General features: G+C 45.7%; 13 protein-coding genes and 1 other RNA gene. All 14 read left to right on the forward strand.

All coding sequences use genetic code 11. The features are described from left to right. The first annotated feature begins 115 nt into the window (after positions 1–115). The gene (gene rpoE / locus ACE3K2_RS24025; RefSeq protein ID WP_091039194.1) at positions 116–685 is read left to right on the forward strand and encodes a DNA-directed RNA polymerase subunit delta; all 570 of its coding nucleotides are present in this window, start codon (positions 116–118) and stop codon (positions 683–685) included. A gap of 452 nt (positions 686–1,137) precedes the next feature. Continuing rightward, complete coding sequence (locus tag ACE3K2_RS24030; RefSeq protein ID WP_339238984.1) at positions 1,138–2,742, forward strand: CTP synthase; 1,605 nt, start codon at positions 1,138–1,140, stop codon at positions 2,740–2,742. A gap of 227 nt (positions 2,743–2,969) precedes the next feature. Beyond that, positions 2,970–3,356, forward strand: a complete 387-nt coding sequence (locus ACE3K2_RS24035; RefSeq protein ID WP_421895924.1) for a response regulator — start codon at positions 2,970–2,972, stop codon at positions 3,354–3,356. Positions 3,357–3,615: 259 nt separating this feature from the next. Continuing rightward, the gene (fba, locus tag ACE3K2_RS24040) at positions 3,616–4,470 is read left to right on the forward strand and encodes a class II fructose-1,6-bisphosphate aldolase (protein ID WP_091039193.1); all 855 of its coding nucleotides are present in this window, start codon (positions 3,616–3,618) and stop codon (positions 4,468–4,470) included. A gap of 147 nt (positions 4,471–4,617) precedes the next feature. After that, positions 4,618–5,871, forward strand: coding sequence for a UDP-N-acetylglucosamine 1-carboxyvinyltransferase (locus ACE3K2_RS24045; protein WP_062838117.1), 1,254 nt, complete (start codon positions 4,618–4,620; stop codon positions 5,869–5,871). A 465-nt stretch (positions 5,872–6,336) separates the two neighbouring features. Then, entirely contained in the window at positions 6,337–7,662 is a 1,326-nt protein-coding gene (rho, locus tag ACE3K2_RS24050; protein WP_036607258.1) for a transcription termination factor Rho, read from the forward strand. Between the two features lie 96 nt (positions 7,663–7,758). After that, positions 7,759–9,033, forward strand: a complete 1,275-nt coding sequence (locus ACE3K2_RS24055) for a radical SAM protein (protein ID WP_074092949.1) — start codon at positions 7,759–7,761, stop codon at positions 9,031–9,033. Positions 9,034–9,135: 102 nt separating this feature from the next. Then, a complete protein-coding gene (gene rpmE, locus ACE3K2_RS24060) occupies positions 9,136–9,333 on the forward strand; it encodes a 50S ribosomal protein L31 (protein ID WP_056698168.1) in 198 nt (65 codons plus the stop codon). Between the two features lie 148 nt (positions 9,334–9,481). Next, positions 9,482–9,749: signal recognition particle sRNA large type (ffs, locus tag ACE3K2_RS24065), an RNA gene on the forward strand. 174 nt (positions 9,750–9,923) lie between these two features. Continuing rightward, positions 9,924–11,669, forward strand: a complete 1,746-nt coding sequence (dnaX, locus tag ACE3K2_RS24070; RefSeq protein WP_421895931.1) for a DNA polymerase III subunit gamma/tau — start codon at positions 9,924–9,926, stop codon at positions 11,667–11,669. 41 nt (positions 11,670–11,710) lie between these two features. Continuing rightward, positions 11,711–12,022: a YbaB/EbfC family nucleoid-associated protein gene (locus tag ACE3K2_RS24075; protein WP_036607248.1), complete on the forward strand. Its 312-nt coding sequence runs from the start codon at positions 11,711–11,713 to the stop codon at positions 12,020–12,022. A gap of 35 nt (positions 12,023–12,057) precedes the next feature. After that, complete coding sequence (gene recR / locus ACE3K2_RS24080; protein WP_062838113.1) at positions 12,058–12,657, forward strand: recombination mediator RecR; 600 nt, start codon at positions 12,058–12,060, stop codon at positions 12,655–12,657. 232 nt (positions 12,658–12,889) lie between these two features. Then, positions 12,890–13,117, forward strand: coding sequence for a DUF2508 family protein (locus tag ACE3K2_RS24085; RefSeq protein WP_421895943.1), 228 nt, complete (start codon positions 12,890–12,892; stop codon positions 13,115–13,117). A gap of 34 nt (positions 13,118–13,151) precedes the next feature. Beyond that, positions 13,152–13,421 carry a pro-sigmaK processing inhibitor BofA family protein gene (locus tag ACE3K2_RS24090; protein ID WP_421895936.1) on the forward strand — a complete coding sequence of 90 codons (270 nt, stop codon included), beginning with the start codon at positions 13,152–13,154 and terminating at the stop codon, positions 13,419–13,421. Positions 13,422–13,746 lie beyond the last annotated feature (325 nt).

The raw sequence follows: 13,746 nt of genomic DNA on the forward strand, positions 1-13,746 counted from the left end.
CTTGCTTTTTAACGCTAAATAGGTTTTACTTAGGTTTGTTAATGGATATGTTATACGTAACAGTCCAGTTCGTAGGGGTTAAAAAGTGAATTTTGTGTGAGAGGAAGTGTCTGCAGTGAGTACCTCGCTCAATTTGAAAATTGATAAAGAAAAGGTAAAAGAGATCCCTTTGGTGGACCTTGCCTTTATGGTGCTGAAAGCGGCTAATACGCCGTATTACTATCGTGACTTGATGAATGAGGTAGCGAAGCAGCGCGGAATGACTGATGAAGAAATCAACGAATTTATCGCCCAGCTATATACCGAGATTAATATCGATGGCCGTTTTGCTTGCGTCGGTACAAGTCTGTGGGGCTTGAAGCGCTGGTATCCGGTAGCTGGAACAGAAGATTCCATGACGGGTGCGAAGCGTCCGCGTATCATCAACGATGAAGATGATGATCTGGAAGATGAAGACTTTGGTGAAGAAGAAGATAGCTATAACAGCGATGAAGACTTCGACAGCCCGGATAAAGACGAAGATGAAGACGAAGAAGATGAAGACGAAGACGACATCTTTGATGAAGAAGACAGCGAAGAAGAAGTGCTGGTCGAAGATGACGATCTGGAAGATGAAGACCTCGAAGAAGACGAAGAAGAGTCCGAAAACGAGGATGAATTTGACGACGATTCTGATAATCGGTAGTCATTTTTGACGTCTATAATTTACCCGTTTCCCCCGAATAGTCAGCCTTGACAGCGGACGGGGTAACGGGTAAACTATTGCATGGGCTTATGAATGAGCGACAATATATTTATGTTTTTTATAGAAGGTGCCCCGTCCTGCGGGAGTACTTTTTTTTGTATTTTTAGAGGCATAATTTTGCAAAATGATTCTTTTCCGTATGCTCCCGGCCAACATTTCGTGGCCCGTTTTTGTATATCAAAAACACGTAATGAAATGAAGGCTACCGGAATATTTGCACCATTTTTTGCTGTAGAACAACGTGTAGTTAAACCGTCTTCGCAGAAAGAGCAGTTCGCAGATGCAGGGAATTTCTGCCATTGCTCTTTTTAACGATGATTACCTGGGAAACAGGTTACGATAACACCATATATCGCCTGAATTTCTGTACTTATATTAGGAGGGTAATAACAGTGACAAAGTATATTTTCGTGACAGGCGGAGTTGTGTCCTCCCTGGGCAAAGGGATTACGGCTGCTTCGCTGGGCAGATTGCTGAAAAACAGAGGGCTTAAAGTAACGATCCAAAAATTTGATCCATATATCAACATCGACCCGGGGACAATGAGTCCTTATCAGCACGGCGAGGTTTTTGTAACGGATGATGGCGCGGAAACGGATCTGGACCTTGGCCACTATGAACGTTTTATTGATATCAATCTCTCCAAAAACAGCAACGTCACGACTGGTAAAGTATACTCTTCCGTCATCAGCAAAGAGCGACGCGGGGAATATCTGGGCGGAACGGTACAAGTTATTCCACACATTACGAACGAGATCAAAGAGCGTGTATTCCGCGCTGGACGTGAAGCAGGTTCGGATGTGGTTATTACGGAAATTGGTGGAACAGTGGGCGACATCGAGAGTTTGCCTTTCCTGGAAGCTATTCGTCAGATCAAGAGTGATGTAGGCCGCGACAATGTGATGTACATCCATGTAACACTTATTCCTTATATCAAAGCAGCGGGTGAAGTGAAAACAAAACCAACGCAGCATAGTGTTAAGGAACTGCGTAGCATCGGTATTCAACCGAATGTGATTGTATGCCGTACGGAGTATGAATTGTCTGACGACATGAAAGCGAAGATCGCTCTCTTCTGCGACATTGATGAGAATGCCGTGGTAGAATGTCGCGATGCAGACACCTTGTATCAAGTACCTTTGAACCTGCGTGAAGAAGGCTTGGATGAGATCGTGGTAAATCACCTGAAACTGACTACTCCTGCACCGGATATGAGCGAGTGGGAAGGGTTGGTTGACCGGATCAACAAGCTGGAGCATACGGTTGAGATTGCTATTGTTGGTAAATATGTAGCGCTGCATGATGCATATTTGAGTGTTGTTGAGTCGTTGTCTCATGCAGGATTTGCATCCAATGCCGACGTCAAAATTCGCTGGGTTCCTTCGGAAGATATTACCGATGAGAATGTTGGCGACCTGCTACATGGTATTGGCGGTATCCTTGTTCCTGGTGGCTTCGGAGACCGTGGTATTGAAGGTAAAGTATCCGCAATCCGTTATGCTCGTGAGAAACAAATTCCGTTCTTCGGTATTTGCCTGGGTATGCAGGTTTCTGTTATTGAATATGCACGTTCCATCGTTGGTTTGAATGGTGCGAACAGCTCCGAGATTAATCCGGCTACTGAATTCCCTGTGATCGATCTGTTGCCTGAGCAAAAAGATATCGAAAATCTGGGTGGTACGATGCGTCTCGGTCTGTATCCTTGTAAGCTTCAGGAAGGTTCTTTGGCGATGGCTTGTTATGATGACGAACTGGTGTATGAAAGACACCGTCACCGGTATGAGTTCAACAATGAATACCGTGAGGCGATCGAAAAAGCAGGACTGGTTATCTCCGGTACATCCCCGGATGGACGTCTGGTTGAGATCGTGGAACTTCCAGGACACCCATGGTTCCTGGCGGTGCAATTCCATCCGGAATTCACTTCCCGTCCGAACCGTCCGCAACCATTGTTCCGTGAATTCGTGAAAGCTTCATTGGAGAATGCAAAGAAATAATCATGTTTTAGGGTTAACGCAATAGATAAAAGGGATGTTCATGACAACCGTAGCGGATGCCATGAACATCCCTTTTTTTGCGTAAAAAGCAGATGGAAATGCTTTTTGTCATTTTGTGAAGGTAGCAGGATTTTAATGGAAGAGGTAGAATACTAATCATGACGACTATGGGATAGTTATCCAGATTCGAAGACGTACATGCTTTCCTAATTCTAGGAGGTTACAGAGTGGAAGATAAAAAAGTTTTGATTGTTGATGACCAGAATGGAATTCGAATCCTGTTAATGGAAGTGTTCAGCAGTGAAGGGTATAACACGTTTCAAGCACCCAACGGCAAGGTTGCTCTGGAGATTGTGAATAATGACAAGCCTGACCTGGTATTGCTCGATATGAAGATTCCTGGGATGGACGGTCTGGAAATCCTGAAGCATATTAAAGAAATTGATCCGGGTATCAAGGTGATCATGATGACCGCTTATGGTGAACTGGACATGATTAAAGAAGCCACGGATCTCGGAGCGCTCATGCACTTTACGAAACCGTTTGATATCGACGAGATGCGAGTGGCCGTGAATATGCAACTTCGCAATGGTGCTGCCAATAAATGCAGCTGAATCCTGTTAATACAGGATTTTTTTGCGTGTGGAGAACATAGGTGATATTTGGTGAGAGAATGAGGTATTTCACTCCTTCGGCCGGGGAATATTGGAAATGGGGAAGTTATAAAGCGTTGTCTATGAAAACTGTGCTGCAAAGCACAGCATTTTTGCAAATGCTTGTTTAGTATTTGACATGGGATGTGGTATAATAAGCCCGTATGTGATTTCGGCTAAAAACCATAGACACACCCAAACCCCTAGGAGGATTGAAACCATGCCATTAGTATCTATGACAGACATGTTGAACAAAGCACTCGAAGGAAAATATGCAGTTGGTCAATACAACATCAATAACCTTGAGTGGACTCAAGCGATTCTTGGTGCTGCTGAAGAAGAAAAATCCCCAGTAATCCTGGGTGTATCCGAAGGCGCAGCACGTCACATGGGCGGCTTCTACACTGTAGTTAAAATGGTAGAAGGACTCATTCACGACATGAAAATCTCCGTACCAGTTGCTATTCACCTGGACCACGGTTCAAGCTTCGACAAGTGTAAAGAAGCGATCGATGCTGGATTTACATCCGTTATGATCGACGGTTCCCACCACTCTATCGATGAAAACATCGAAATGACTAAAAAAGTTGTAGAATATGCACACGCTAAAGGCGTTTCTGTAGAAGCTGAAGTAGGTACTGTAGGCGGACAAGAAGACGATGTTATCGGCGGTATCATGTACGCTGACCTGAACGAGTGTATCCGTATCGTTAAAGAAACAGGTATCGACACATTGGCACCGGCACTTGGTTCCGTACATGGTCCTTACCATGGCGAGCCTAACCTGGGCTTCAAAGAAATGGAAGAGGTTCGTGACGCGGTACAAGTTCCACTCGTATTGCACGGTGGTACAGGTATTCCTAAACACGACATCGACAAAGCCATTTCTCTGGGTACATCCAAAATCAACGTAAACACAGAGAACCAAATTGCTTTCTCCAAAGTGGTTCGTGAAGTGCTTGCAGCTAAACCGGATGCTTACGATCCACGTACATTCATCGTACCAGGCCGTGATGCAATCAAAGAAACAGTTAAAGGTAAAATCCGCGAGTTTGGTTCCAACAACAAAGCTTAATTTATCTTTACCAGTTCCATACTGTGAAATGGAAGAACACCGCCTAGCCGGTGTCTTTCCATTTTCACACCTTATTTCTACATCGGAAGCCATCAGCACGTATTGCCGTTCATCGGCTGCAAAACACGTAGGGGGACATTAAGCTTTATGGAAAAATTGATGATTAGTGGCGGACGTCCGTTACAGGGAACTGTAACCATAAGCGGCGCCAAGAACAGCGCCATTGCGCTTATTCCTGCAGCATTGCTTGCCGAGTCAGAAGTCGTGTTGGACAACCTGCCGCTTTTGAGTGACGTGGCGGTTTATGCAGAAATTTTGGAGGAACTCGGAGCACGTGTGACTTGGGAAGGCAGTCAGATGAAGATTGATCCTTCTGACATCAAATCCATTCCTATGCCGAATGGTCCCGTGAAGAAGCTTCGCGCTTCGTATTATATGATGGGTGCATTGCTAGGGCGTTTCAAAGAAGCGACCATAGGTTTACCAGGGGGCTGTAATTTCGAGCCTCGTCCAATTGATCAACATATCAAAGGATTTGAAGCGCTTGGCGCAACCGTAACAAACGAACATGGCTCCATTCATTTGCATGCCAAAGAGCTGCGCGGAGCAAAAATCTATCTTGATGTAAGCAGTGTCGGTGCAACCATTAATATCATGCTGGCGGCTACTCGTGCCAAAGGCTCTACAATTATCGAAAACGCGGCTAAAGAGCCTGAGATTATAGATGTAGCAACACTTCTGAATTCCATGGGTGCCAGCATCAAGGGTGCAGGTACCGAAACGATCCGTATTGAAGGGGTTTCGGAGCTTAAAGGCTGCCGTCATTCCATCATTCCGGACCGTATCCAAGCGGGTACGTATATGATCGCTGCAGCGGCGACGCGTGGAGATGTTCTGATTGACAATGTGATTCCCAAGCATCTCGAAGCTTTAACGGCAAAGCTGTTGGAGATGGGTGTTGGCATTGAAGAATTGGATGAAAGTATACGTGTCATTGGCAAACCGAACTATAATCATGTTGACGTGAAGGCGCTTGTGTATCCTGGTTTTCCAACCGATCTACAGTCACCAATGACCAGTGTTTTAACACAGGCAACCGGTGTAAGTGTCCTGAGCGACTTTGTATACAGTAATCGGTTCAAACATGTGCCTGAGTTGGTACGGATGGGCGCAAAGATTCGAGTAGAAGGACGGTCAGCGATTATTGAAGGCAGTGCATTAAACGCGGCCAAAGTAAAAGCATCCGATCTTCGTGCTGGAGCAGCGCTGGTGATTGCAGGTCTCACCGTTAGTGAAGGCGTGACTGAAGTAACCGGGGTCGAATATATCGACCGTGGTTATGATCACTTGGTGACTAATCTGCGCCTGCTCGGTGCAGACGTATGGCGGGAAACTGATTAATAGGAAGCATTATGCATGATTCAGTCATATACATGTTTATTTTAACTGAACTGCATATCTTCTCGATGATTGGGTAAACCTGTTTTAATAGAGTTCTCAGTCTCTCCGGCATAAGACGAAATGTTACTGTTTCCTTTACCGGAGGGTCTTTTTTTGAATTAAACTTCATATGGCTGTAAGAACATCATTTCTCATCCCCAACCCCCGGTTTTGTCTGAACTGCGCTCCATAGCCGGTCTATCCGGATTGATCGCCTCATTGCATCGTTCACTCAATAGCGGATCTTGCCGAATGTTGGCCATCCCACCCGGAAACTTACACTCAAAGACAAGTATTTGCATTATAACGGTTACATTCCGTACAATGGACAGAAGAGATCGTGGCAGGTGCTGCGCTCTATAGCCGGAACATCTAGCGAAACTATCCATTTCACACGGACTTATTAATTGAATAGGTGGTTATTATATGGATCTACAAATTTCCGATTTGGAAGAAATGAAACTAACGGACCTTTACAAACTGGCCAAAAAATATCAGATACCTTACTATGGTACGTTAAAAAAGAAAGAATTAATCTTTGCTATACTACGCGCACAAGCTGAACAGAGCGGCCTGATGTTCATGCAAGGCGTACTTGAGATTTTACCTGAAGGGTACGGATTTCTTCGGCCGATTAACTACCTGCCAAGTACGGAAGACATCTACATCTCAGCTTCTCAGATTCGCAAGTTTGACCTAAGAACAGGTGATCTCGTATCAGGTAAGTGTAGAACGCCTAAGGAAAACGAGAGATACTTCGGTTTGTTGCAAGTCAATGCTGTAAATGGTGAGAATCCATCGGCGGCCGCAGAGCGACTTCACTTCCCAGCACTAACCCCACTGTATCCGCAGAAAAAACTGGTTCTCGAAACATCCCCCAACCATTTGTCCACACGAATTATGGATGTGCTCGCCCCGGTAGGATTGGGACAGCGCGGATTGATCGTAGCACCTCCGAAAGCGGGTAAAACGCTTCTCCTCAAAGAAATTGCCAACAGCATCTCAACTAACAATCCTGAAATTGAACTGTTTGTCCTGTTGATTGATGAACGTCCAGAGGAAGTAACGGATATGTCGCGTTCTGTAAAAGGGGAAGTTGTGGCATCGACATTTGATGAACTGCCTGAGAATCATATTAAGGTGGCGGAATTGGTACTTGAGCGCGCGCTTCGTCTTGTTGAGGCTAAAAAGGATGTTGTTATCCTGCTGGATAGCATTACGCGTCTTGCCCGTGCATATAACCTGGTTATTCCACCATCCGGTCGTACACTTAGTGGTGGTATTGATCCAGCTGCTTTCCATCGTCCAAAACGTTTCTTCGGTTCTGCCCGGAATGTGGAAGAAGGCGGAAGCTTGACGATCCTGGCAACGGCATTAATTGATACCGGATCACGTATGGATGATGTCATTTATGAAGAGTTTAAGGGTACAGGTAATATGGAGCTTCATCTGGACCGTCGTCTGGCAGAGCGCCGTATATTCCCGGCAATCGACATTCGTCGTTCGGGTACACGTCGTGAAGAAGTCTTGCTAAGCAAGGAAGAGTTGGATACAATCTGGGCGATTCGTAAAAACATGAATGATTCCCATGACTTTGTTGAAGGATTCTTGAAAAAACTTCGTAACAGCAAGACGAATGCAGAGTTTTTGGCGGCATTTGATTCGGCTGGTAATAGCCCGACAAGCAATTCCGGGACAACAACAACCCGTCGTTCACCTAGACAGACAGCTACGTCAGGTACATCGACGTAAGTCGTTTAATTAATCACTTTCTTTTTGCAGCGTTGCTGTAAATGTTACAATAACACTCGTCGTTAGGTTTAACCCATTAGATGTGAGGAGAACATCATGTATTTAGTATACGCAGATGAAAAAGGTAATGTATTTGATCACCCTTCCCTGTACGGGCTTGCCCGCAGTGGAGATATGATCGTTGAGATTATGGAAGACGAACTTATCCCTTTGCCAGAGGGTGCAACGTTGGTAGGACTCCCGAGCACCCGGCCCATTGGTATGGACCCGGACACAGGTGAGATGCTGCCAATGCCAACGGACACACAGGCTGTAGGTGCTTTGCTTCCGCAAGGATTCACTCGTTTGTGTCTCCCGGGATATGTGAAGACGGATAAGGAGTATAAGTTGCCGTTGTTCGGTTATTCCGCAGTAGTCTGGAAAGATGGCGGTTTCTATGTCACAGCCTCGAAGTCGGATAGTCCTGAGAAATGGAATCCGCTCAACTGTGATCGTGACGATGTGCGTTCCGGGGTTAAACGATTGACAGAGCAATACCCCGAGAATCGTCTTTACACCCATCTATCCAACTGTGCGCTTGGATATGAATGTCTAACTTCATCAAACACGTTTCTGAATCGTTGGGAAGGTGGAGTGCCAGTATCCTATTCTTGCAATGCAGGCTGTTTCGGGTGTATCTCCGAGCAACCGGATGATAGTGGCTTTGTTTCTCCGCAGACACGTATGAACTTCCGACCGCGTGTGGATGAGATTGTGGAAGTTATGCTGGAACACCTGAAGACGCCAGAGTCCATCATTAGCTTTGGACAAGGTTGTGAAGGGGAGCCTTCCACACAGGCCAAGCTGATTATAGAAGCGATTCGCGAAGTGCGTTCCGTAACGGACATGGGGTATATCAACATTAATACCAATGCCGGTCTGAACGATCACATAAGAGGTATTGTAGATGCTGGATTGGATCTGATGCGTGTAAGTACAATTAGCGCACTGGATGACCACTATAACGCCTACTATAAACCGCGTGGTTATACCTTAGCTAATGTTGAAAAGTCGATGAAATACGCAGCGCAGCAAGGTGTATACACCTCCATTAACTATCTGATCTTCCCGGGTGTAACGGATCGTGAAGAAGAGATCGAGGCGATGATTGAGTTTGCAAGAAGAACCGATCTACGCTTGATTCAGATGCGTAATCTAAATATTGATCCGGAGAGCTATCTGGAATTAATCCCTCCAGCTCAAGGTGATATTTTGGGTATGAAGCAGATGATTGAGATATTTGAAGACGAGTTGCCTGATGTTGTAATCGGATCGTATACCCATGTTCCACCCGCTGGAATGGCACGTCCGAAACGGTTGATTACCTCTTAACAATAATGGATTGCAACAGGCACAAGGCCGTGTTATAATCTCAGAGTTGTGCCATTTACTCTGGGTCCGCTTGAGGCTCAGGGCGGAAAGAGGTGAAAGGTAATGAAAGAAGCAATTCATCCTAAATACACGATTGGTCAAGTATCTTGCGCTTGCGGGAATACTTTTGAGACAGGTTCGGTTAAAGACGGACTTCGTGTAGAGATTTGCTCCGCGTGCCACCCGTTCTTCACAGGTAAACAGAAGTTTATCGATGCTGGCGGCCGTGTTGATCGTTTCAAAAAGAAATACGGAATCTAATAGGACAATTCTTGGAGTTGTCTGTTAATTGCATCCAACACACCCCTGCTGATCTGGCAGGGGTTTTTATATGTTATGTGTAAGCGTAGCTGCTTCCGATTTTTACTCTGGTTGCAATTTGGATAACCTTACGTTATACTATTTCTTACCGTGCTAGATGGGGAGGTAGCGGTGCCCTGTAACTCGCAATCCGCTATAGCGAGGTTGAATTCCTGCTAGAGGTTTTGCCGATGTGAGGTTTGGTCCCTAAACGTGGTGTTGACGGTTGGGTCCTCCGCAATGAGTACTCATGAACCTGGTCAGGTCCGGAAGGAAGCAGCCATAAGTGAGATCACTCTTGTGCCGGAGGGTTGCCTAGCCCGAGCTATTGTTCAGGGGTGCCACTTGGATCGCAAATATCGATAGCAGGTGCACGGCTTACCATTTAAATGTAGAGACCTTTGCAGTTGTATGTATGCAGAGGTCTTTTTGATATGTCTTAAAAAACCATGCATGAATGAGTCAGATAAAGTTTGGATTCACCCTGGAATATAGTATAATGGGGGAACGACAAAGGACTCGAATGCGAAGTGGAAGGAAGGTAACGCATCATGGAGCATATCGCGTTATACCGGGCTTGGCGTCCCCAGTCGTTTCAAGATATGGTGGGGCAACAGCATATTATTCAGACCTTGCAGAACGCGATTCGTGAACAGCGGACTTCCCATGCCTACTTATTTAGCGGGCCCAGAGGAACGGGGAAGACAAGTGCCGCCAAGATTTTGGCCAAAGCTGTGAACTGCGAACGTGGGCCTGCGCCTGAACCTTGTAACGAGTGTGAAGCTTGCCGCAGGATTACGACTGGCGCTGTGATGGACGTGCAGGAGATTGACGCTGCATCCAACCGGGGCGTTGAAGAAATCCGTGATCTTCGGGAAAAGGTTAAATATGCGCCAACCGAAGTCCGGCAGAAAGTCTATATTATTGATGAAGTGCACATGCTGACGACGGAGGCATTCAATGCTTTGCTCAAAACATTGGAAGAGCCACCGCCACATGTGATGTTTATTTTGGCAACAACGGAACCGCACCGCCTTCCGGCTACCATTATATCGCGCTGTCAGCGATTTGATTTTCGCCGGGTATCCCTGGAAGAGCAGACAGCAAGACTTACACTGATCTGTGAACAGGAAGGCATGGAAGCTGACCAGGATGCGCTCCAATACATCGCCCGTTTATCGGACGGTGGAATGAGGGATGCACTTAGTGTGCTGGATCAGATCTCTTCATTTACGGATGGACGAGTGACGTACCAGCAGGTCATGGACATGACGGGTGGAATTGCTTCAGAGCAATTTGCCAAACTGGCTGCTTCACTACTCAAAGGTGATGTTGGTCATATTCTGCAGATGATTGAAGGTTTCATGCATGAAGGAAAGAGTGCAGACAAGTGCATGGAGAATTTACTGTATTATTTCCGTGATTTGCTTATGATTAAGATGGTACCTGATGCAGATAAACTGACGGACCGGGTACTTAATCCTGAATCTTTCCGTGATATGGCGGAGTCATTCACCAGGGAACAACTGTTTCATATGATTGACACCCTTAATCGGTACCAGAGTGAAATGAAGTATGCAGTACAGCCACAGACATTGTTTGAAGTTGCATTGCTTAAACTGTGTAGTATTCCAGCTCAGGGTGAGGCTTCTGTTCAAGTGGGAGCTTCAGTTCATGCGGCACCTGCTGATGGGGGAGAGATCAACCGCTTGAAGCAGCAACTTGCTGAGTTGGAGAAGAAGTTGGATCGTGCATTGAAGAGTGGGTTGTCTGGTGGAGAGGGTTCATCGAGCGCTCCATCGCGTCCGGCAACACGAGCACCTGTATCGAGAGGCAACTCGCCTGCCAAGCTTCCTGCTCAGTTGGATCAGTATGTTGCGCGCAAGGGAGCACCTGAGTTCGCAGAGATCAGCAAGAAATGGAGTCAAATCCTGCAACGAGTGAAGGAAGAGAGGGTCACCGTTCATGCCTGGTTTGTGGATGGTGAGCCGGTATCGTTGCTTGAAGACAATGTGTTGGTTGCCTTTAAAAACAACATCCACCGTGAAACAACGGAGAAGCAGGCTAACCGTGAAGTCATTGAGCGGGTGTTGTCCGAACAACTTGGGCGTCCTGCACGATTGGTGACGATGATGCTCAAAGATTGGACCGGAGCCATGGAGGGAGCTTCTGAAGCGCCAAAGGAGGACTTTAAGCTTGAACCTGAGCATGAAGACGGCGGTTCAAGCGGCAAACAGCCTTGGATTGATGAAGCCATTCAGCTCTTTGGTGAAGACCTTGTAGTGATCAAAGAATAATGCGCATAGCGCAATAACTATAACAAAGGAGATGAACAATTATGAACAACATGAACCAAATGATGAAACAAGTGAAGAAAATGCAGGAGCAAATGCTGAAAGCACAAGAGGAACTGGCGGACAAAACAGTTCAAGGTACATCTGGTGGCGGTGTAGTGACGGCTGAAGTTAACGGACACAAGAAATTGCTTGCGATCACGATCAAACCTGAAGCGGTAGATCCGGAAGATGTTGAAATGTTGCAGGATCTCGTTATGACAGCTGTTAATGATGCAATGGCCAAAGCTGATGAGATTGCCAACAAGGATATGGGCAAGTTCACAGGCGGAATGAATATTCCGGGGTTATTTTAATTAAAAATTGATCCTGTCAAAGGAGACACAATCGATTGTACTATCCCGAACCAATAGCCAAGCTGATTGATGCCTTCACCCGGTTGCCGGGTGTAGGTCCCAAGACGGCAGCGCGTTTAGCTTTTCATGTGCTTAACATGAAGGAAGATGACGTTATCGATTTTGCCAAAGCACTTGTAAGTGTGAAGCGTAATCTTCATTACTGCTCTGTATGTTGTAATATCACCGATACGGACCCGTGTCGCATCTGTCAGGATAAGTCCAGGGATGTCTCTGTAATCTGTGTAGTTCAGGATTCGAAAGATCTGGTGGCCATGGAGCGCACCAAGGAATTCGATGGATACTATCACGTGTTACAGGGCGCGATTTCACCTATGGAGGGAATAGGCCCGGACGATATTCGTTTGAAGGAACTCCTGATTCGATTAAGTGATGAACGTATAAAAGAGATCATCTTGGCGACGAACCCAAATATTGAGGGTGAGGCTACAGCGATGTACATTTCCCGCTTGGTGCGTCCGTTTGAGATCAGTGTGACCCGGATTGCGCATGGATTGCCTGTAGGTGGCGATCTTGAGTATGCGGATGAAGTGACCCTTTCCAAAGCATTGGAAGGGCGCAGGGAGATGCGTTAGTGTGTTTAATTTGTATTACACAGTGCACTTCCTTGGAAACTTCGGATGCTAAATTAGTTTCGATGTGCAAAGAGAGCCTTAGGGCTCTCTTTTTTTTGTAAAGAAATGAATAGCCGAGTTCTAAGTTTGTCCTTTTCCTGATAAGTATGAGAATATGCTGTGCTGAACAGGAGGGGGAGAGAGTATGTTTTTGTGGCGAAATACGCGGAACTCGATAGAGAAACACCACAGAATGTTGAAGGAGCTTGAGGAGGATCAGATCTATGCAGATATTCAGGTGGCTAAGCAGGAATGGGAACGGGCTATGAGACAGTTTGAGGATGCACATGGGCAGGATGAGATTGATTATGCCATTTATGTATTGGAGGCAGCGGAGCGGAAGTACCAGATACATTTGAGAAGAGCAAAGCAAGCCAGAGCCAATGAGGATGTTAAATCACAGCGAGGGGTTAGTATGTAGAGTTGGGTTTACATTAAATATGGGGGTGTATTATATGAAGAGTATTATACTGGGGAGTGTATTGGTTCTATCGCTACTGGGGATTATCGTTGTTTTATTCAAAAAGCGGATCGGGATATCGGTTTTCACCTCATTTGGAATTCATCTGGTGCTTGCTGCGGTAGGAATATACATCGTAAATTATTCCGGCTGGATTACAGGAACTTACATCCCGCTGAACCCTGCAACGATAGGGACTGTAACTGTTTTGGGATTACCGGGTGTGGGGCTGTTATTGGGGTTGAAAATTTCTTTGTTTGGATAGTTGACTCACGCGATATTTATATGGTACATTATATCTCGTTGCTTTGCTTGCTTGGTTAGATGCTTTAGATGAAACGAAGAAGTTCATTACGAACTTCGAAAAAGAATTTCAAAAAAACACTTGACCAAAACAAACGAAGTGTGATATATTATAAAAGTCGCCGCTGAGAGAAAATGGTGACGAAAAAACAAGTTTGATCTTTGAAAACTGAACAACGAGTGAGTAAACATTCTGCTTGCAGAATGAACGCAAAAGTTTGAAACAAGCCTTGGCTTGAATCGGCTGGAGCACAAATGAGATTTTTAATCTCGTCAGATTCAAAATG

It is taken from the genome of Paenibacillus sp. (assembly GCF_048976745.1).
Lineage (GTDB): Bacteria > Bacillota > Bacilli > Paenibacillales > Paenibacillaceae > Paenibacillus.